The organism is Methylocaldum sp. 14B, assembly GCF_002005105.1.
GTDB lineage: Bacteria > Pseudomonadota > Gammaproteobacteria > Methylococcales > Methylococcaceae > Methylocaldum.
This window is the reverse complement of the sequence record NZ_MSCV01000018.1, coordinates 19,895-38,595: the sequence shown is the minus strand read 5'-3', so window position 1 is coordinate 38,595 and position 18,701 is coordinate 19,895. Positions and strand designations below refer to the sequence as shown.

Below are 18,701 nucleotides of genomic sequence, written 5' to 3'. Positions count from 1 at the left end.
CGATTGGAAGGGGCCGATTAAAGGCCCGTTTGCGATTGGGAAGGATTCCCGACCTACTCGCGAGTGCCCGTACAGTCGGTATGAAAATGCTCTAATGGTTCGGCGGCGTCTGGGCTAATGCTGCGATTTCCCGTTTCGCCCGCTCGACGCCGTCGGGGTCGGCGTTCAGCGCGATGATCCGCTGCCAGTAGTCCGTCGCGGCTTGCGGGTTGTTCCGCAGGGCTTCGATGCGGGCCGCCGTCTCGAAAAAGGCGGATCGGGCCGACGGCGGGTAGGCATCCGGTCTCGTCTCGATCTGTTTTTCCAGGCGTGCCCGGGTATCGAGGGCACGTTGCATGGAACCGTACATGTCGACCTCGGCGTCCGTATTCATCTGCACGAGCAGCACCGTGAAGTCGTCAGGCGCCTTTTGGGCGGCTTCGTCGAGGTCCTTCAGACAATCCCAGACCAGGTACAGCTTTTCCATGCCGAGCAGCCATGGCGCGGTTCGGCCGGCGATCTTGCACTCGTTCGCTGCGAACCAGGCTTTCGCCGTCATATCGTCCGGATTCTCCTTGACGAGTTCTCGGAGCAGCGCGTCGGCCTCGTCGATCCGATTGTGCATGAAGTCCAGGCGCGCCAGTTCCAGTCGACTGTCGTAGTCGATCTGATGCTCGATCGCCTGGCGCAGCTCGATGTCCGCCGAGGACCACGGCGTCTCCGGAAATTCCTTTCCGCAGCCGCCGATGAAGGCGGCCGCCGCCACGGCAAGCACTGTCTTTTTTTTCATCGTGAACACCTTCAGGTAGTTATCGAAATCAAAGGTAAAGGGCGAACCCGGAATAGACGACGAAGCCGAAGGGAATATCTTGGGTTTCCGATCCGGATGCGCCGCCGTAGTATTGGCCGCCCATGAGAATGGCCGCCCGGTCGAGTATCGGGTAACGCAATAATCCGCCGACCAATACGCCCTGATCCTCGATTCCGTAACGGAGGAAGGCGCGGGCGTCCAGGTCGCCGATCAAATGGCTGTCGGAGATGCGGGCGAACAGATAGTGGCGCTGCATGCGGCCGAGCAGCGTGTTCGCCGTGCCCAGGAATCCGCCGGCCGCAGGCCCCAGGGGGGAGTCGAGCAGCGGCGTGCTCGATCCGGCGGCGTCTTCCAACCGGTCGAACTCCCCTTCGCTATAGCCTTCGCCGTTGTACAGATATTCCACGATAACGTTGACCAGGCTTTCGGTCGTGTACTGTCCGCCCAGAAGGAATTGCGGGCGCCATTCGCGTCGGTCGTCGCGGTCGAATACATAAAAACTCTCGGTTCCGCCGGGCAGGTCGATGCGTCGCGGCAGCGCCGTCCGGCGGCGGTCGCGCACGCTGAATTCGCCGTGCAGTTCGAGCTTGTCGCCGATCGCGGCCGAATAAGATCCGCCCACGAAATTCATGTCTCCGATACGGGCATAGGTGAGCGCCGCGTCGCTGCTGGTGAACTGCTTGCGCAGGCGCAGGGCGTAGGCCCACTCGTAGCGGTTATCCGGTCCGTAGACTTTTTCCCGAGACTTATGGTTGAGCGTGTAGGCGCTGGCGCCCCAGCCGTCCTCCCCGGTCCAGTCGAGGCTGGCGTAGACCTCGCCGTTCCGCTTGTACGAGAAAACCCGGTCTTCGAAATTCAGCTCCTGGTCCTGGAACGGATTGCTGGGGTTCCAGATGTAGCCGGGCCCCCACTTGAAAATGTCGACGCCCCCGCTGAGCACCACGTTGTCGGAAACGTTCCAGTCGAGCGCCGCCGCCTGCGTGTAGAAGTCCGCATCCCCATCCGTGCTGCGTATCCGTTCCTGTCCCCAGAAATCGCCCCGTAGCGTGAAGGGGCCAGAGCCGTAAATGGGCGACAGGCGCAGCCCCAGGATGCCCGTGTGCGCCGGGAAATCCAGAATCCGCCCGTCCGGGTTGAAAGGCGTGTCGTCGCGGGGCGGCGCATACTGCCACGCGGCCTCGGCCTGTCCGCGAACGCCCACACCGCCCAGGTCGAAGGCCGGGGCCGAGGGGCTGAAGGAGGCTGCCGTCAGCATGAGAGCGATTGCGCCGTGGCGGGTCGATTTCATCTCAGCCTGCTGAGCGCCGACACGGTGAACCGGGAAACCGGGAGTTCGGTGACCTTGAACTGCGAATATTCCATGATGGTCTTCTTGCCCGCGCTCAAGGGGTTCTGGATCTCGATGGTGACCAATTGCTCCTTGCCGCCCAAGTCGGGAAGCTTCTCATAGCGCGTATAGCGCGCCGTTTTGAGCAGCTTTCCGGTAGCCGCGAAAAACTCCGCCTGGTAGGGCATGAAGTTCTTCTCCTGTATCCAGAGGTGCAGTTTGTCGTAGGTCGCGAGACTGTCGGGCTTGGCCTTCAGTTCGAGGACATGGCAGGGAATGCCGTCCACGGTCTCTTGCTTCAGGTAGGTCGGATCGTAGTCGCCGGAAAAATCGGTACTGGCGACGTCGCCGTTGGAGGCTTCACCCAGCAGCCGCTGCTGTGGCGTGATGCGAATCGGCTTGCTGCTCAAGGGCGAGTGGAACCAGAGGTTGCTCTGATCCATCAGGAGCGCCTTGCCCCGCTCGCTGACCGGATCGGCGTAGATGATCAGCGAGGTGTGGGCATTCAGGATCTCGGCCTTGAGCAGAAAGGTCTTTTCGGCCTCGTCGGGCTCGATGCTGCGAAGCTTGAGTTCGAAAGCAAACGACTTGCCTTTGAAATTGCGGTATTCGTCGGCTTTCCGAAGCAATTCGACCGCCGACGGAGTTTCGCCCGTCGGCATGTCTTCGGCCGCCACGGAAGCGGACAAGGCCAGCAGCAGAGCGCCGGTCACGAAGAATAAAACGGATTTCATGGGTGTTTCCTCACGAATGGGTAGTGATCAAACGTATCTCAGAGCATCGACGATGGATTTCCGAGCCGCCTGCATGGCCGGCACCAGGGTGGCGAACAGGGCGATCAGGGCGACCGCGCCGACCGAACCGGCCCAGATCCAGGGAACGTACGCGATGCGGAGCGGATAGCCCTTGGATGATCCGGGAGGCGGCGGCATCATGATCTCGAGGGCATTCAGCGAATAGGTCAGGGCGATACCCGCGAGGACGCCCAGTACGGCGCCGAAGACGGCCAGCATCAGGCCTTCGGTCAGGAACTGCCGGACGATGCCGCCGCGATGGGTGCCCATGGCGCGCAGCGTGCCGATCTCGGCGGTGCGCTCCATGACCGTGACGATCATGGTGTTGGCCACGCCGAACACCACGACCACATAAATCACCAGATTGATGAACAGGAAAAAGCCGTCGTATAGATCGACCACCTTCTGGTAGAAGGTGGCCAGCTTATGCCATTCGATCCATTCGATGCCGAGGTCTTGCGCCCGGCTGCGGTCGGCCACGTCCGCCACCACCGCGTCCAAGGCCATGGTCTCGTCCAATAGCGCCACGACGGTGTCGACCGACTGGGTATTGAGGAGTTGCTGCGCGTGCGGGAGCGTCATCATCATGGCGGCATCGTCGTATTCCTTGGCGAAGCTTTGGAAGATGCCCTGGACCGTCACGTCGACCGCATTCATCACTCCGTTGACGGTGGACGCGAGTAGCGAGAGTTGGTCGCCGACCTTGACGTTGAGCGCCTGAGCCAGACCTTCCCCGAGCAATACGCCCTCGGGTTCCTCCTCGTCCAGATCGGTGCCGTCTATGATCGTCAGCGCGGAGTTGATCAGCGTCTCCGTCTCCGGATCGACGCCGCGCACGATGGCCGCCTGGCTATTCTTTTCGTTACCCAGGAGCGCGGTAAACTCGAGCCTGCGCGAAGTCATTTGTACGTGGGGGTTGCTCTCCAGGAGCGCCTTGACCCGTTCGGCCTGCTCCAGCGGCATGCGGTAGCGGTCGGGGTCTTGCCTATGGTTCGCTTCGTAGCCCGCGCGGTGGATTTGGAGATGCCCGTACTGGCTGCGAATCACGGATTCCCGAAGGCCGATATAATTGGCCTCAACGAAACCGCCGAACAGGATGATGCCGGTGACGCCCGAGAGAATCGTCAGTAGGGCGAACAGCGAACGACGCTTGTGGCGGAGAATGTTGCGCCAGGCAACCTTGATCAGAAACATGCCGCCGTCCTCCCCTGAGTTCCCGCCGTCGCGTCGTTCTCGATCTTGCCGTCCCGCAGCAGGATGCAGCGTTCGGCATTTTCCAGAAGTTCCCGGTTATGGGTGCAGATGATCACCGTCGAGCCCTGCTCGCGAGAGAGGTCCAGCATGAGCTGTATGATCGCTTCGCCGGTAGTGGAATCCAGATTGGCCGTCGGCTCGTCCGCGATGAGAAGGCGCGGATGATGGACCAGCGCGCGGGCGATGGCGACCCGCTGCCGCTGCCCTCCGGAGAGCTCGTTCGGATAGTGTTTGGCGTGTCCGAGCAGCCCCACGGCCTCGAGCATGCCTTCGACCCGGCTGCGGCGTTTCTTGGCGCTTTTCTCGCCGTTCAGGAGCAAGGGATATTCCACGTTCTCGAATACCGTCAGCACCGGCAGCAGATTGAAATTCTGAAAAACGAAGCCGATGTAGCGCGCGCGGAAGTCGGCCAGCGCGCGATCGTCGGCGGAGGCGACATCGCGTCCCGCGACGACGATACGTCCCTGATCGAAGCGGTCGAGACAGCCGATGATGTGGAGCAGCGTCGATTTTCCGCTGCCCGAGGGACCGCCCAGGAACAAGCGCTCGCCTTCGTTCACGGCGAGGGAGACGCCGCGGAGCGCATGCACCTGGCTCTCGCCGAGCCAGTAGGTCTTGTGCAATTCGTTGATTTGAATGAAGCCCATAGGTTTTTCGTTCTCGTCTTATTCGATCGTGGTCTTTGAAACTCGCGGCATTCCCGTGTCTATATGATCAAACCGTCATCCACCCGCAGCACTTGCCCGGTCATCCAATGGCCGCCGCGAGCGAGATGCAGGATATTGGCGGCGAGATGACCCGGATTGCCCTGTCTGGCAAGCCCCATTACCTTGAACAACATCTGTTCGTGGACCGTGAGCTGGACGCCGGTGTCGATGCCCTCGATGAAGCCATGACAGAGGACGTTGACGGCGATCCGGTAGCGGCCGAGTTCCTTGGCCAGACATTTGCTCATGCCGATCAGCGCGCCGCCCGCGGCGGACCCGGCCAGGAAGCCTTCGCGCCCGCTGCTGGCGGCGTCGTCGCAGATCACGATCACGTTGCCTTCGACGCCGTCTTTGGCCATTCTCGGCGCGAGCGCCCGTACCGCGAGGAACAGCCGCTGGCTCGCAGTTATCGTTTCCGTCAACACGCGATCGGGATCGGGCTCGGCCGAGGCTTGGCGCATGCGGTCGAGAAAGACCAGCGCATCGATTCCGCCGAGCGCTGCGTGCGCCGCTTCGGCCGATCGTTCCAGACGTTCCGTCGCCGATTCGGCATTCGTCGCGTCCGATTCCTCGGAGTGGTGGACCGTGGCGCCTTGCGCGGCCAGCATGTCGGCGAGTGCGCCGGCGTAGGTTTCGCGCCCCAGGAGCCAGATACGGGGATGGCTTACCATGTGACCAGCCCCCCCGTGACGTTCAAGACCGTTCCGGTGATGAAGCCGGCTTCGGCCGAGGCAAGGAACAGGGCGGCACCGACCAGATCATTAGGGGTGCAGCTGCGCTTGATCGGCGTGCTGCCCATGATCGCGGCGCGCACCTGGGGTTTCATGACATCGGCGATGCCGCCGTCGAGGACCTGCGGCGCGATGCAGTTGGCGGTCCAGCCGCGGCCGGCGATTTCCCGCGCCAGTCCCTTGGTGTAGGCGATGACCGCGCCTTTCGCCGCCCCGTACAGCGAACGCATGGGTTGTCCCACCAGGCCGGTGATCGAGGTGATGTTGATGATGCGGCCGTAATCTCCGGCGGCGCATCTGCGCCGCATTGCCTCGCACAGGTAGACGACCGGCGCCAGGTTGCCCCGCAGCATGAGGTCCGCATCGCGTTCGGTCAGCATCATGATCGAATCGTCGCGCGCCGTGCCGATGCAATTGATCAGGACGTCCACGCCGCCCAGCCGATCGAACGCCCGATCGAACAGGTTTTCCGCCGCTTCGCGGTCGGTCAGGTCGGCCTGCGCCGGAAAGGCGCGGGACTGCCCCCGCTCTGCGTTGATGCGCTCGGCCAAGCGCTCGGCGGGGCCGCTGCTCCGATGGTAATGGAGACAGACCCGTGCGCCCGCGTCGGCGACGGCTGCGGCGATCGCCGCACCTATGGCGCCGCTGGCGCCGGCGATCAGCACGCGGCGCCCGGCGAGCGATGCCGGGCCCGATGCGGTGACGGAGCCGCCCGTCGCTCGATTGGTGTCTGTATTCGGCATGATGAGTCGATGTCCTTCCGATGCGTAAGCTTTAGCGGTTTTCGGCGAGGATTTTCTCCGCCTCGGCGAGCTTGCCGCGGGCGTCCGCCAGGTGCTCCGCCGGGCACTCACGGGATTCGCACAGCGCGAGATAATGTTTGAAGTCGACCACGGCGAACGAGGTCCGCTTCAGGAAGACCGGCAGCTCCATGCTGTTGTAGGCGCGGGTCAGGCGTACAACCAGATTGTCGGGATCCTTCTGCACGGCCTTGTCGAGCAGGCGCGTACCGGATTTGACGAAAAAGGTCTGCTTGCCCGGATCGGTTTCGAACAGGGCTTTCATGGTGATCACGCTGCCCAGCCAGCCGGCCACCTCCTGATCCTCCGGGTGCAGCTTCTGAGCCTTCTTCAGATACTGCTCCGCAGTCTCGACCCGCTGCTTGTCGGGTGCGGTGCGGCTGATCTGATGCAGGATGATGCCCGCGGATTTCAATGCCTCGAAATCGTCCGGGTTTTGGCGCAGGGCGGTTTCATATTTCGCCAGCGCGTCTTTGGCCTCGGCGCCCTTGAGGTAGATTACGTCGGCCGCGAAGCCGTGGGCGCTGATGGATGCGAGCACAAGTACGGAAAGCAGTCGTTTCATTGACATCATGGTTCACTCTCTTCTGGATGGTTGAACGGGATACGGCGATAGAAACCGGCTAGATTTCTTCCAAGACGATTCGGGCATCGCTGCTGGCCTCCATGCCCGTCCATACGGCGGAATAAAGTCCCGCGATGCCGAACGAGTCGCTGTGCGCGAAGACGACGTTGCCGAACGGCTGCTTGGCGGCATTCAGGACTTCGTCCATGCCGGGCGTACACCCGACCATCGGGTGTCCCCAGCGGTGGAGCCGAACCGTCTCGATGGCGCCGCGGCTTCGGGGCAGGATGGCATTGAGATCGCCGACGATGCGCGCCGCGAGCTGCTTGGCCGAGCCGCCGAACAGTTCGATGCGGCCCGCGCTGCCGGGATACGGGACGTACACGGTCAAATGGCTCGATCCTTTCGGATCGCGATTGCTGCGAAGCCAGTCGGCGGCGACGATGAAACGGCTGAACCTCGAGGCGCTCGCGGTCTCGAAGGCGGGGGCGACCCGTCTCGACAGTTCCACCTGGGCGACCAGGTAGGCGTTGTAGCGAAACCGGTCGTAAACGTCCGGCCGCTCCTCGCGCAAACCCACCACGGCGTGCTTTGCGAACACCTTGGGGACGGCCATCACGGCGCAACGGGCCTCGATGGTTTGCAGCGAACCGTCGTCCGTGCATCCCGTCACCCAAACCTTGCCGTCCCGACGGTTCTCGACCCTGATCGCGGTGAATCCGGTCATCAAGGCGTTCGGACGGATCGCTTCGCAGCGCTCGCGCAGGATATCGGAGATGGCTCCATGTCCGCCGGGCAGGGTATAGGCGGGCGCCGGGAGATTCGAAAGCAGGTAGAGGGCGATCCAGGCGGAGACGTCCTCGCCGGTTTCGCCGAGACGGGAGCTCAGCATCAGTTTCAGGAAATGGTTCACGGCCTCCGGGTAGTCTTTGTCCGCGAGATACCGGCTCAGCGTGACGCGGTCGAGCTGGCGGATGTCCGCCCGATTGTCGGCGCGCGGAAAGAATATCCCGTCAATGGGGTGACGTAGCGCCGCCAGATCGTCGCGCACGCGGCGGAACCCCTCGCGCTCCCGCTTCGAGAAGGGCAGGTGGCGCCAGCCTTCTTCCGCCAAGGGGTCTTCGACCAGGCGGCCGCGGACATGGTAGGCCAGTCTGGGACCCAGAACGGGCTCGAACGGCACGTCCAGTTCCCGGAAGAAATCAATGAAGGGGGCCACCGGGCCCTGGCTGACCAGCGCCCCCAAGGGATAATGGATGCCGCGGCTTTGCCGGCGCCGCGAGTTGCCGCCGAGCGCGTCCTCCTTTTCGACCAGCAGGCAATCGTACTCGCCGAGCCGATACAGTGCGGTCAGCCCCGAAATGCCGCCGCCCACGATGACGATATCCTTGCGCAGCGAAGGCTCGGGGACCTTGAAGGAAACGCCGTCCCGAACCTGATGCGTGACCCCGAAGTGGTCGACTTCGTCGAAGGCGTTCGGAAGCCTTACGAGGTTCGGCCGGCCTTTGGCGTCGACGCGGAAGGTCGCCCCGGCACCCAGTCCGAGTCCCCCGAGGACGGCCAGTGCCTTGAGCGCGGAACGACGGTTCATGACGAAAACTCGACCACAAGGTCCGCTTTGGCGACCAGGACGCCGTCCTGATTGACGAAGCGGCAGCCGATTTCAGACGGCAGGCGATCGCTTCCGGTAGGCACGCATTCCACCTGAACGGTCTGGGACGGCAGCACCGGTGCGAGAAACTTTTGCCGCACGATGCGGCGTATGCGGCAAGGACGGCCGTAGGTCTCGGTCAGAGCCTTGCGGGCGAAGGCGAGCAGCAACACGCCCGGCAGTATGGGATTGCCGGGAAAGTGGCCCGTGAATACCGGTTGTTCGCCGGAGACGACATAGGATTTCGTAGTCATGGCTCAAGCTCCCGTGACCGTGAGCCTGCCGGCGGCGACGACGGCGTCGCCCTGAAGTGCCCGGAAGCCGCCCCGGCACAGCCCGCCGAAGCGGGCTTCGATGCGGACTTCGATACGGATGTCCCGTTCCGGATCGGCGGGTGCATTGAACTCCACTTGCTCGAATCCGAGGAGCAAATGGCGGGCGTCCTCGCGCGATTCAGGGCGATCCGCGTCGGTGGCGAGCACCACGCCCATGATCTGCGCGGCGCTTTCCAGCACCAGTTCGTCGGTGAGATCGCGCCCGGTCCAGTCGTTCCATAGGATCCGGTCCTCGGCCAAAGTGACGTGACCGGTCCCGGCCGCGCCCGGTGTCTCGATGTCGATGTAGTTCGGCATCAGGATGGGGTGACGGTGAGGCAGGAGGGATTCGATGTCGGAACGTTCGAGTCGCATGGCTCTGGGTCCTATGCCGCGTAGTCGCAGCCGACGACCACGGAGACGTGGCTGCCGCCGACGCCCGATCCGTGGTGCAGGAAGCGGGATACCCGCTCCCGTGCCGTGCTGTAGTTGAGAAGGGAGGCAATGCCTTCGTCGTAGTCCACGCCCTCGTTCATAGCCGGGACGACTCCGCGCTGGGCGCAAGCGATGCCCAAAGCCAGGCGCAGGACGCCGGAGGCGGCGAATTCGCCGGTATAAGCCTTGATCGCCGAGACTCTCGCCGAGGAGTCGCCGAGCGCCTGCCGCCAGACCTCCGCGTCCGAGCGATCCAGGTTTTTGCCGCCGTTGGCGGGGCTGGATACCCAGTCCATATCGGCGAGTTCGCACCCGGCTCGAGTCAGCGCCTGATCGATCGCCGCGACGGCCCCATCGGAATCGTGGCGGAACGAGTCCTTGGCCGACGATCGCAGGCCGATGCCTTCGATGGTTCCGAGAATCTTCGCCCCGCGCTCCAGCGCGGCTCGTTCGGTCTCCAACAGCAGGGCTGCCGCGCCCTCGCCCAGGGCGAAGCCGGAACGGCGGCGGGCGAACGGGTAGGAATCCTTGTCGCCGGCCAAGCCCAAATCGTGGAAGGCTTCCACCAGCGCCGGGCTGAGCTCGTCGGCGCCCACCACCAGGATGCGTTCGGCGAGTCCCTGGCGGAGCATCATGGACGCGTACAGGAGCGCGTATTCGCCGCTGACGTCGACGCCGGTGACGGTGGAGTTGGGACCGGCCACGCCGAGCTCGATCGCGGCGAGGCCGGCGCTGGCGTTGTACACCGTGGTCGGGAAATGGGCGGGGCTCAGGGTCTTGATGCCGTCGCGCAGGAACTTCTTCTGATGCTCCACGACGCTGTTGAGGCCGGAAAAACCGGTTCCGACCAGGAGACCGCAGTCCCGGCGCAGGTCCGACGGCAGCTCCGCGTTAGCTAGCGCCTGGCAGCCGGCCGCGATGGTGTAGCAATTGATCGGGTCCATCCGCCGCGCCTTCTTCGGGTTCAGGTAATCGGCGACATCGAATCCCTGAACGGCGCCGAGGCGGCGTTCGGGCCCGAAGCGGTCGGTCTCCGCGAGTCCGGTCTTCCGCTCGGCCGTAGCCCGGACGGCTGTATCGACGTCGGAGCCCAAGGGACTCACGATACCGATGCCGGTAATGACGATCTGATCAGTCATGACGAATAACTCCGTTAAAAAGGTGTTAGGTTGCCGCGCCGGGGATCGAACCATTCGCCGTGGCCGGGCACGACGAAGTCGGCCTCGGCGACACGGCGGCGGGAGGCCAGGAGCCGTTCCCGATCGTGGACGATCAGATGATGGTCGATGCCCGTGGCGAGAAAGTCGTCCAAGGACAGCACCGCATCGCCGGCGATCATGCAGGCGCCCTGTTCGGTGTCCACCCAGAGGCCCATCTGGCCGGGGCAATGACCGGCCAGGTCCACCGTGGCGACGTGCGGCGAGAGCTGCTCGCCGGGGTCGCAGAGATGGAATTCGCATGCACGGTCGGACGATTCGAAGTCGTAGCGCGAATCCGTGGCGAGACGCAGGAATTCGCGCAGAAACACCGGCGCGATGAGCTCATGGCTCTCCTTGAGGAAGGCCTTGTAAGCTGCGCGGTCTTCCCGGTAGCGCATCAATTCGCACACGAATCGATATTCCTGTCGGGGGACATGAATCCGCCATCTCCGGCACTCGGGGGCCAACGCTTTGTAATGGTCGAAATGCAGGTGCGTGAAATAGGCGTCGGTGATGCCGTCCAGACCGAAGCCGACCACGCCGCGCAAGGCCGCGTCGAGTTCCGCCGCCGTGGCGAAGTCGCCGTCGTCCACCAGGAAGCGCCGCGGCCCGTCGACGACCAGGGTCGCACTGGCGCGAAGCGTCAACCGGGTGGGGCGGTTCAAGCGGTAGACCCGCGCGTTCTCAGACACTGAGACCTCCGTCCACGACGATCACCTGGCCGGTCATGTAGCTGTTTTCGGGCGACGCCAGAAAGCAAGCGACACGGGCGACTTCCTCCGGGGTTCCGGCGCGGCCCATGGGAACCGACTTGATCAGCGGCTCAAGCTGTTTCGGATTCATGCCGGCCAGCATGTCGGTGTCCACGAATCCGGGCGCCAGCGCATTGACGCTGATGCCGTAGCGGGCCAGTTCCTTGGAGAGCGAGCGGGTCATGGCGATGACGCCACCCTTGGAGGCGGCATAGTTGGCCTGCGCCGGCGTTCCGATCAGGCCGCTGATCGACACCACGTTGACGATACGCCCGAAGCGCCGCCGCATCATGTCCTTGACGACGGCGCGGGACACCAGAAAGGTGCCTTTCAGATTGGTGTCGACCACGTCGTCGAAAGCCGCCTCCGACATCATGGCGAGAAAACTGTCGCGCAGTATGCCGGCATTGTTGACCAGGACCTCGATCGGTCCGAGATCGCCGGTCACCGCCTCGACCATGGACTCCACCTCGGCGGCCGTCGCCACGTTCGCCGGATAGGCGCGGGCGGTTCCGCCGGCCTCGTGGATTTCCCGGCAGAGTTCTTCCGCCTTGTCGCGGTTGCTGGCGTAATTCACGGCCACTTTGCAGCCCGCCTCCGCGAGCGCTTTGGCGATGGCGCGGCCGATGCCGCGCGAGGCGCCGGTAACCAGTGCGACCTTGTCTTCGAATCCCATGATTTCACCCTTCATAGCGTCTGAAAATCAAAGAGGTGTTATTGCCGCCGAAGGCCAGGGAATTCGACATGGCGTATTCCATCGCGTGATTGCGGGCCCGATTCGGCACGTAGTCGAGATCGCATTCGGGGTCCGGCGTCTGGTAGTTGAGCGTCGGCGGGGCGAACTGGCCTTGCAGGCTCAGCACCGTCGCGGCGGCTTCGATGGCGCCGGCCGCCGACAGCGTGTGGCCGATCATCGGCTTGATCGTACTCATGCAAAGCCCGTCGGGTTTTTCGCCGAAGACGCGCTTGACCGCGGCGGTTTCCGACTTGTCGTTGAGCTGCGTGCCGGTGCCGTGGGCATTGATGTAGCGTATCTGTTCCGGCTGTACGCTCCCTTTCCGGAGCGCCATATCCATCGCGCGGGCCATGCCGTCCCCTTCGGGATGGGGGGCGGTGATGTGGTTGGCGTCCGAGGTCAGGCCGTAGGAAACGAACTCGGCAAGGATCGGCGCCTTGCGCCGCAAGGCGTAATCCATGTCCTCCAATACCAGTACCGCCGCCGCCTCGCCGAGGACGATACCGTCCCGGTTCAGATCGAACGGCCGACTCAGCGTCGGACTCAAGGCGCCGAGCGCGTTGAAACCGGACAGGGTCACGTAGGAGGCCGCCTCGACTCCGCCGGCGAGCATCACGTCGGCATAGCCCTCGCGGATGAAATCGGCGGCGTAGCCCAAGGCGGTGGCGCCGGACGAGCAGGCCGTCATGATGCTGCTGCGCGGCCCCTGGAAACCGAAATAGGCGGCCACCACATTGCCGGCGTTGTCCGGATTGGTGGTGAGCAACCGGGACGGGCGCCTCGGTTCATGCCGAATGGCGCGGGTCACGTAGGCTTCCGTGTCGGCGACCGCTCCGCCGCTCCCGAGAATAACGCCCGTTCCGGCGCGAACTACCGAATTGGCCGGGAGGCGCGCCGAATCCACGGCTTCCTGGGCGGCGGCCAGGGCATACAGATCGACCGACGAATAGTGCTTTCTCGCGCGGCTTCCGATACCCGCCGGGACCTCGAATCCCTCGATCTTGCCGAGCTGATTCGAGGCGAAGCCCTCGGTGTCGTGCCAGCGGTTCTCCTTCACCCCCGAGCGGCCGAGCCGGAGCGAGGCTTCGAACTGGCTGGCGTTATTGCCGATCGGGCTGACTATCCCTATGCCCGTGATAGCGATGCGTTTCATGGATACTCCCCTGCGGACTTAACCGGTAGCTTGTGGCGAGCTCAGGCTTTTGCCGCGATCAGCTGACCGATGTGGTCGGCCAGAGTGTTGAGGGTACGGAAGTGGGCTTGCACCTCCTCGTCCTGTTTCAGCTTCACGCCGAAGGTCTGTTCCACGCCGAGCACGATGTCGATCACGTCGATGGAGTCGATGTTCCATCCTTCCGGATCGAACAATCCGTCATCGTCGCCCGCATTGATCGCGGCGATATCCATGTTCAGGCGGTCAGCGAAGATGTTTTTCAGTTCGGTCTTGATTTGCTCGTTTTGCATGGCTTTTTTCCTCGTTTGGGGTTAAGAGTGTTAGAAGACAGTCAATGGGTCTCTTTTTCGAACGCGTTCAACAGCTTTCGAATCGGCGGAATCGCGCGGAGCCTTCTGATCACCCGATGCCACGGCACCGGCGCGATCATCCGCGTCAGAACGGAAGACTTGAAGGACAGGGTTCTCGGGATGATGGCGTGCTCGGGACACGACTGCGAACACAATCCGCAGCCGATGCATTCGGTCGAAATGGCCACTGAGTCCAGCCGAGCGGTTTGTCGGTCCCAGGACGGCACGATGGCCGGGCAATCGACCTTCAGACATTCCCCGCACTGGGTGCAAAGATCGGTTTTGATCGTGTACCGGTAATTGGTCGGCCCTTTCCGCGGCAATCCCTGCACGCAGTCGCCTTTGACCACCATGACGGACAGGCGGTCGGACGCCAGGAAGGCATCCAGGGTGGATTCCAGCTGATCCACGTCCAAGGCATCGACGACGGCGAATTCGGGCACGCCCAGTGCGTGTAACAGGCGCTCCCAATCGTCACGCTTGAGCGGCCGATTGGTGAGCTGGAAGCCGGTCATGGCCGTTCCGGCATTGTCCAGGATTAGGATGGTTCCCGGTATCTTCGCCGTCACGGCGGTCAGTAGCGACGGGATGCCGGAATGAAAGAAGGTCGAATCCCCGATCACAGCGATGCAGGAGCGCGCCGCCTCCGGACCCATGGCGGCAAGGTAGCCCTGCAGGATGCCGAGGCTTGCCCCCATGCACAGATTCGCATGCAGCGCTCCATGGGGTTCCAGCGCACCCAAGGTGTAGCAGCCGATGTCGCCGACCACATAAAGATCGCGCTTGCCCAGCGTATAAAAGATCCCGCGATGAGAGCAGCCGGCGCAAAAACCGGGGGGGCGGGGCGGCAGCGGAAGTCCGGAGTGGCTTTCCGGCGTCGTAACCTGGTGCCGGATCGGGATGACTTTTCGCTTGTGGCCGATCCGTTCCTGCAGACGTTCCGCGATCTCCGGGATGTCCGGACTCTCGAGATGTTTAAGGGAAAATTCGCCGACCCCGTCGAAATGGGGACGCGCGGCGACGTTGACGCCCAGGGCGCGGATGCGCTGTTCCAGGAAGCGGCTCGATTCCTCGACCACCAGAATGCGGTCGCAGCGGGCGGCGAACTCCAGGATCGCTTCTTCATTCAAGGGGTAGCTCATGCCGGCCTTCAAAATCGGCGCCCGTCCCTCGAACAGTTCGCGGACGGCATGATAGGGAAAGCCCGTCACCACGATGCCGTAGGGATATTTTTCCAGGCGTTCGGCCGGCATCAGGGTTTGCATGAACCACCGGCTCCAGTGTCCGTTGGCCAAGCGGTCGATTCTCCGCACCAGATCCTTGTGCCGGGCCGGGACGAATGCCGGCAGCAACAGGTACTTCTCTATCGGGGCGGCGAAGCCCAGATTCGGGAGAACTTGGCGTCTCGCTCCCATCACCGTTCTGGATGTGCCGTAGCAGATCGGGGTCGTAACCCTCACCACGACGGGGACGTCGAACTGCTCGCTGATTTCGAAAGCGAGTCGCGGAAAGATCAGCGCCTCGTCGATATCGGAAGGTTCGAGCACGGGGACGTGCGCCGCCTGGGCAAGCTGCCTGGTGTCCTGCTCGTTCTGCGAGGCCTTGGCGCCCGGATCGTCGCCGACGACGATGACCAGTCCGCCGCGGGTGCCGGTGTAGGCGACGTTGAAGAACGGATCGGCCGCCACGTTCAAGCCCACGTGCTTCATCACCGCCAAGGCGCGCTGCCCGGCATGGGCGGCGCCGATGGCCGCCTCCAGGGCGACCTTCTCGTTGGCCATCCATTGGGTCTTGATTTCGGGAAAGCGCAGGAGACCTTCCACGACCCCGGTGACCGGCGAGCCGGGATACGAACCCACGAACGCGGCACCCGCTTCCCATGCGCCGCGCGCAACCGCCTCGCAACCGTTGAGAAATGCCATGTTCAAGCCCTCGCTTCGGATCGCTTCGTCTTGCGCAGATGGTCGACGTACCGCACCGGGGTATCCGGGGCGTTCCATCGGGCTATCTGGCTCAATACCCGGCTGGGACCGACTTCCACAAATTCGCGGTAGTGCTCCGAACGGAGATTTCGAACCAGTTGTTGCCACAACACGGTTTGGCATGGCTGGCGCGTAAGCGTGGCGAAAACTTGATCGGCGGACAGCAGCCGCTCGCCGGTGATATGCGACCACAAGGCATGTACCGGCGCAGCCACGGTCAAGCCCAGTTCGGCAGCCCGCGCGGCGACTATTTCGGCGACGCGCCACATGCGGATCGAGTGGAAGGGGATACGGGCATCGATGTCGTCCCGGCGAATCAATGTCCCCTCAAGAGTGCGGCACAGCTGCTCGATGTCTTGTTCGCTCCCGTACACCACGATCTGGTAAGCGCTGTTGATCGCGAGCACTTCCACGGAGAAACGGTGGGCGAGACTATGGGCCCCGATGGGGGTGTTGGTGGTGATGACCGAGATTTTTCCGGTGTTCTCCGCGAATTCGTCCCAAGCGACGCTGAACATCGCCTGAAGCCAACGGAACGACATTTCCTCGGTCAATGAACAGGCAGCCACGGCTGCGGCGTAAAAACCCAGGCTATGGCCGCAACAGCCGTAGTTCGCGTCGGGGCTGGATTGCCGTACGACGCGCCACCACAGGAGGTTGAGAGCGTGTATCCGCAGCTGGTGCAGGTTTTCGCGCTCCCGATCGCTAGCTCCGTGCTCGGTACCGAGATCGCAGCCGACCAGCTCGCTCCAAGCGGCCAGGAGCTCTTCCGACCACGGATGGTAAATCCGGAATTTCTCGATCATGCCGGGGTAATCCGCCCCCAAACCTGGAAACATGTAACAACAAGGCATCGGTCGATTCTCGGTTCTGATTAAACGTTGGCTTCGGCGAGTTCCGCTTCGCCATATTCGGGGTGGACGCAGTCGGATGATTTTTGAGGATTGGAGAGAGGCTTATTGGATGCTTCGCTGTAGAACCGCAGGAAACCCCATTCCATCGCCCGGATGTTCTTGTGCGCGGTACGTGGCGCCAAAGCGCCGAAGGCGAGCGTCTTGGCGCGTTGGATGTCGAGGTCGAAGGCGGCGCAGAAGAATCCGAGCATGGCGCTGGATGCATAAACCGCTTCCATGCGCTCGGATAGATGCCATTGCGCCAGGGGAATCAGCACGCAGTGAGCGCCTCGCCCTTCCAGTTCGCGCAGGATTTCCTGCGTGTCGGCGTAGGCGTACTGCTGGAGCCCGCCACAGATGGTTTCGATGCGTACATCGGAAAGAAGGCACCAGGAGCCGGGCCGCAGCCGGTCGCGATACCGAAGCGCCTCAAGGGGTTCCAGGCCGATCAGGATGTCTACGTCCGATACGGCCAGGGACGGCGCGCACACCGAACGACCAGCGATCAGCGTGGCGGCGGTGCTTGCGCGGCGTTGCGCCACACCGCGCTGCTCCGCCGTACACACATGGCAGTACCGGTCGGCGATCAGGTCGCGCAGTCGCCGGGTCAGGTTGGCCACACCTTGTCCGCCGATCCCTACCATGAGGATGCGAAGATCCTCTGGCAGTTCGCCGGGATGGAAGCGGTACGCTTCTGCCGTGTTCTCGGGGTCCGATGCCGACTGGCCACGGTCTTCCCACTGGATGAACTTATTCCAGTCATTCCGAAGGCGCACGGCGGATGGACGTCTCGCTATGCTCATTTCGCATGCTCCTCTTCATATTGAAGTTCGTTTTCGTTCCTCACAATTTCACATCGGGTAAACGCTCCAAGGAGCGGCTGGAGAGTTGTCTCTCCGTCCGTGTGTTCTTGTTGAGGAGTTCTTAGGCGCAAGAGTCTATAGGGTGGGATGTTAATTAAATGTGACATATTCACGCGATAGCACGCGTTGTTGCGCCACGGCCGCCTGTAGGGCTTTTCCAAAGGCAATGCCGATGAGCCTACGCAGGTTGATCAGGACCGGTCGGCGAACGGCGTTGAGGACCGATATGTACAGACAGACACCGTTGGACGTTTTGCCGGTTCCAGGCGAGTGCCTCGTGCGCTAAGTACATTCAGGGAAGTCTTGCGGCATAGACAACCTGCAGGACAACCCCGCCAACCAAGCCAATCTGTCGAGATTCCGCAAATATTTGAGCAATGTACTTAGAGCGTTTTCATCGCGCTCGTACGGCAAAACCAGCTTGACGGAAGTCGTTGGCGCCTTCGGCTCGGGTGAATGGATTCAAGCATTCGTAGGTCGGCAATCCTTTGCCGACGAACCCGTTGGCCCAACGGCACCGTCGGGAAGGGTTGCGGCTAAAGCGACCGTTTGCGATTGGAAGGGTCGCGACTAAAGCGACCGTTTGCGATTGGGAAGGGATTCCCGACCTACTCGCGAGTTCCCGTACAGTCGGTATGAAAATGCTCTAAAAACAAAAAAGAGCTTCTGAAAGGCCTAGAATCTCTTGCTGAATCCGACATGGCGAAACGAAGTACGGCTGAGGTGCGGAATCGCTTCATGAAAATACGGTAGCGCCACGAAAAATGAGCGATACAGAAGGGAAGGCAAGCGATCGCAGCGTATCGAGTCGCCGCGCCATAGCGGCTTGATATGGCTGTGCGAGTCAAAACGCGGCGAACAGGTAGTCCAGTGCCGGACAGAAACAAGAATGGGTTGACACCGCAACTTGTCAGCAGACTTTCCGCCGGCACTGCGTCTTCGACAGCTTACTTCTGTATGGGAACAGCATTCAAAACGGAAAAGTCCGAGGCTTGAATCTCGGCGACGCCGCTGAGCCTGGTATCGGTCCCTGTGGCAGTGAGCCAGCAGGAATAGGCCAGGTTGCCCTGGATCGGCGCGACAAAAGCGCAATACGTGGCAGGTTGAAGTTCGGCGTCACAAGTGTCGCTAGAGGGAGCGACGGTCTCGTTAGTGTTCGTGAATATCTGGCGTTGCGTGATTGTCACCGGGGACAAGCCGTAATTGAAGATTCGGCAACTGATATTCCCGCCTACAGAGCCGGGACCGCCATAGGCCGGACCCCCGGCGAAGATTTCTGCCTGTGCGGTTCCAAAGAAGCCGATCAGACTAGCAAGCGCAGCAAATGTAAGACGAGCGTTCATGGCAATCTCCTTTGCTCACTAACGATGGATCCTATAAAGGG

Annotated in this window: 20 protein-coding genes; all 20 read right to left on the bottom strand. The window is 62.5% G+C overall.

The features are described 5' to 3' along the window. Positions 1-91 precede the first annotated feature (91 nt). The 20 genes from B2A78_RS14135 to B2A78_RS14040 all read right to left on the bottom strand — a co-directional run bounded on the left by B2A78_RS14135 (position 92) and on the right by B2A78_RS14040 (position 18,660). Positions 92-769, bottom strand: a complete 678-nt coding sequence (locus tag B2A78_RS14135) for a hypothetical protein (RefSeq protein ID WP_077730651.1) — start codon at positions 767-769, stop codon at positions 92-94. A 28-nt stretch (positions 770-797) separates the two neighbouring features. Next, on the bottom strand, positions 798-2,078 hold the full coding sequence (locus tag B2A78_RS14130) for a hypothetical protein (RefSeq protein ID WP_077730650.1): 1,281 nt from the start codon (positions 2,076-2,078) through the stop codon (positions 798-800). Then, positions 2,075-2,851, bottom strand: a complete 777-nt coding sequence (locus tag B2A78_RS14125) for an outer membrane lipoprotein-sorting protein (RefSeq protein WP_077730649.1) — start codon at positions 2,849-2,851, stop codon at positions 2,075-2,077. The genes B2A78_RS14130 and B2A78_RS14125 overlap by 4 nt, the downstream gene beginning before the upstream one ends. Positions 2,852-2,878: 27 nt before the next feature. Further along, on the bottom strand, positions 2,879-4,105 hold the full coding sequence (locus B2A78_RS26885; protein WP_077730648.1) for an FtsX-like permease family protein: 1,227 nt from the start codon (positions 4,103-4,105) through the stop codon (positions 2,879-2,881). Then, a complete protein-coding gene (locus B2A78_RS14115; RefSeq protein ID WP_077730647.1) occupies positions 4,096-4,812 on the bottom strand; it encodes an ABC transporter ATP-binding protein in 717 nt (238 codons plus the stop codon). The genes B2A78_RS26885 and B2A78_RS14115 overlap by 10 nt, the downstream gene beginning before the upstream one ends. Positions 4,813-4,871: 59 nt before the next feature. Further along, positions 4,872-5,543 carry an SDR family oxidoreductase gene (locus B2A78_RS14110; RefSeq protein ID WP_077730646.1) on the bottom strand — a complete coding sequence of 224 codons (672 nt, stop codon included), beginning with the start codon at positions 5,541-5,543 and terminating at the stop codon, positions 4,872-4,874. Further along, positions 5,537-6,346, bottom strand: a complete 810-nt coding sequence (locus B2A78_RS14105) for an SDR family oxidoreductase (protein WP_077730645.1) — start codon at positions 6,344-6,346, stop codon at positions 5,537-5,539. The genes B2A78_RS14110 and B2A78_RS14105 overlap by 7 nt, the downstream gene beginning before the upstream one ends. Positions 6,347-6,377: 31 nt before the next feature. Beyond that, positions 6,378-6,977 (bottom strand): hypothetical protein, encoded by a 600-nt coding sequence (locus B2A78_RS14100; protein WP_143735174.1) that lies wholly within the window; start codon positions 6,975-6,977, stop codon positions 6,378-6,380. 49 nt (positions 6,978-7,026) lie between these two features. Then, the gene (locus tag B2A78_RS14095; RefSeq protein WP_077730643.1) at positions 7,027-8,559 is read right to left on the bottom strand and encodes an FAD-dependent oxidoreductase; all 1,533 of its coding nucleotides are present in this window, start codon (positions 8,557-8,559) and stop codon (positions 7,027-7,029) included. Beyond that, positions 8,556-8,873, bottom strand: a complete 318-nt coding sequence (locus B2A78_RS14090) for a MaoC/PaaZ C-terminal domain-containing protein (protein ID WP_077730642.1) — start codon at positions 8,871-8,873, stop codon at positions 8,556-8,558. The genes B2A78_RS14095 and B2A78_RS14090 overlap by 4 nt, the downstream gene beginning before the upstream one ends. Before the next feature lie 3 nt (positions 8,874-8,876). Then, entirely contained in the window at positions 8,877-9,308 is a 432-nt protein-coding gene (locus tag B2A78_RS14085) for a hypothetical protein (protein WP_077730641.1), read from the bottom strand. Between the two features lie 11 nt (positions 9,309-9,319). Continuing rightward, entirely contained in the window at positions 9,320-10,507 is a 1,188-nt protein-coding gene (locus tag B2A78_RS14080) for a beta-ketoacyl synthase N-terminal-like domain-containing protein (protein ID WP_168175432.1), read from the bottom strand. Between the two features lie 14 nt (positions 10,508-10,521). Continuing rightward, the gene (locus B2A78_RS14075) at positions 10,522-11,259 is read right to left on the bottom strand and encodes an MBL fold metallo-hydrolase (protein ID WP_077730639.1); all 738 of its coding nucleotides are present in this window, start codon (positions 11,257-11,259) and stop codon (positions 10,522-10,524) included. After that, positions 11,252-11,995: a 3-oxoacyl-[acyl-carrier-protein] reductase gene (gene fabG, locus B2A78_RS14070; RefSeq protein WP_077730716.1), complete on the bottom strand. Its 744-nt coding sequence runs from the start codon at positions 11,993-11,995 to the stop codon at positions 11,252-11,254. The genes B2A78_RS14075 and fabG overlap by 8 nt, the downstream gene beginning before the upstream one ends. A gap of 4 nt (positions 11,996-11,999) precedes the next feature. Continuing rightward, positions 12,000-13,208 carry a beta-ketoacyl-[acyl-carrier-protein] synthase family protein gene (locus B2A78_RS14065; protein ID WP_077730638.1) on the bottom strand — a complete coding sequence of 403 codons (1,209 nt, stop codon included), beginning with the start codon at positions 13,206-13,208 and terminating at the stop codon, positions 12,000-12,002. A gap of 41 nt (positions 13,209-13,249) precedes the next feature. Next, entirely contained in the window at positions 13,250-13,519 is a 270-nt protein-coding gene (locus tag B2A78_RS14060; RefSeq protein WP_077730637.1) for an acyl carrier protein, read from the bottom strand. 41 nt (positions 13,520-13,560) lie between these two features. Then, positions 13,561-15,501, bottom strand: coding sequence for a thiamine pyrophosphate-dependent enzyme (locus tag B2A78_RS14055; RefSeq protein WP_166642544.1), 1,941 nt, complete (start codon positions 15,499-15,501; stop codon positions 13,561-13,563). 2 nt (positions 15,502-15,503) lie between these two features. After that, a complete protein-coding gene (locus tag B2A78_RS14050; protein ID WP_168175431.1) occupies positions 15,504-16,367 on the bottom strand; it encodes an acyltransferase domain-containing protein in 864 nt (287 codons plus the stop codon). A 68-nt stretch (positions 16,368-16,435) separates the two neighbouring features. Next, the gene (locus tag B2A78_RS14045) at positions 16,436-17,257 is read right to left on the bottom strand and encodes a 2-oxoacid:acceptor oxidoreductase family protein (protein ID WP_077730634.1); all 822 of its coding nucleotides are present in this window, start codon (positions 17,255-17,257) and stop codon (positions 16,436-16,438) included. Between the two features lie 1,007 nt (positions 17,258-18,264). Next, positions 18,265-18,660 carry a hypothetical protein gene (locus tag B2A78_RS14040; protein WP_077730633.1) on the bottom strand — a complete coding sequence of 132 codons (396 nt, stop codon included), beginning with the start codon at positions 18,658-18,660 and terminating at the stop codon, positions 18,265-18,267. Positions 18,661-18,701 lie beyond the last annotated feature (41 nt).

Excerpts from the sequence above, each read along its gene's own strand:
- B2A78_RS14135 (WP_077730651.1), bottom strand. The coding sequence starts at position 769 with ATGAAAAAAAAGACAGTGCTTGCCGTGGCGGCGGCCGCCTTCATCGGC.
- B2A78_RS14130 (WP_077730650.1), bottom strand. The coding sequence starts at position 2,078 with ATGAAATCGACCCGCCACGGCGCAATCGCTCTCATGCTGACGGCAGCC.
- B2A78_RS14125 (WP_077730649.1), bottom strand. The coding sequence starts at position 2,851 with ATGAAATCCGTTTTATTCTTCGTGACCGGCGCTCTGCTGCTGGCCTTG.
- B2A78_RS26885 (WP_077730648.1), bottom strand. The coding sequence starts at position 4,105 with ATGTTTCTGATCAAGGTTGCCTGGCGCAACATTCTCCGCCACAAGCGT.
- B2A78_RS14115 (WP_077730647.1), bottom strand. The coding sequence starts at position 4,812 with ATGGGCTTCATTCAAATCAACGAATTGCACAAGACCTACTGGCTCGGC.
- B2A78_RS14110 (WP_077730646.1), bottom strand. The coding sequence starts at position 5,543 with ATGGTAAGCCATCCCCGTATCTGGCTCCTGGGGCGCGAAACCTACGCC.
- B2A78_RS14105 (WP_077730645.1), bottom strand. The coding sequence starts at position 6,346 with ATGCCGAATACAGACACCAATCGAGCGACGGGCGGCTCCGTCACCGCA.
- B2A78_RS14100 (WP_143735174.1), bottom strand. The coding sequence starts at position 6,977 with ATGATGTCAATGAAACGACTGCTTTCCGTACTTGTGCTCGCATCCATC.
- B2A78_RS14095 (WP_077730643.1), bottom strand. The coding sequence starts at position 8,559 with ATGAACCGTCGTTCCGCGCTCAAGGCACTGGCCGTCCTCGGGGGACTC.
- B2A78_RS14090 (WP_077730642.1), bottom strand. The coding sequence starts at position 8,873 with ATGACTACGAAATCCTATGTCGTCTCCGGCGAACAACCGGTATTCACG.
- B2A78_RS14085 (WP_077730641.1), bottom strand. The coding sequence starts at position 9,308 with ATGCGACTCGAACGTTCCGACATCGAATCCCTCCTGCCTCACCGTCAC.
- B2A78_RS14080 (WP_168175432.1), bottom strand. The coding sequence starts at position 10,507 with ATGACTGATCAGATCGTCATTACCGGCATCGGTATCGTGAGTCCCTTG.
- fabG (WP_077730716.1), bottom strand. The coding sequence starts at position 11,995 with ATGGGATTCGAAGACAAGGTCGCACTGGTTACCGGCGCCTCGCGCGGC.
- B2A78_RS14065 (WP_077730638.1), bottom strand. The coding sequence starts at position 13,208 with ATGAAACGCATCGCTATCACGGGCATAGGGATAGTCAGCCCGATCGGC.
- B2A78_RS14060 (WP_077730637.1), bottom strand. The coding sequence starts at position 13,519 with ATGCAAAACGAGCAAATCAAGACCGAACTGAAAAACATCTTCGCTGAC.
- B2A78_RS14055 (WP_166642544.1), bottom strand. The coding sequence starts at position 15,501 with ATGGCATTTCTCAACGGTTGCGAGGCGGTTGCGCGCGGCGCATGGGAA.
- B2A78_RS14050 (WP_168175431.1), bottom strand. The coding sequence starts at position 16,367 with ATGATCGAGAAATTCCGGATTTACCATCCGTGGTCGGAAGAGCTCCTG.
- B2A78_RS14045 (WP_077730634.1), bottom strand. The coding sequence starts at position 17,257 with ATGAGCATAGCGAGACGTCCATCCGCCGTGCGCCTTCGGAATGACTGG.
- B2A78_RS14040 (WP_077730633.1), bottom strand. The coding sequence starts at position 18,660 with ATGAACGCTCGTCTTACATTTGCTGCGCTTGCTAGTCTGATCGGCTTC.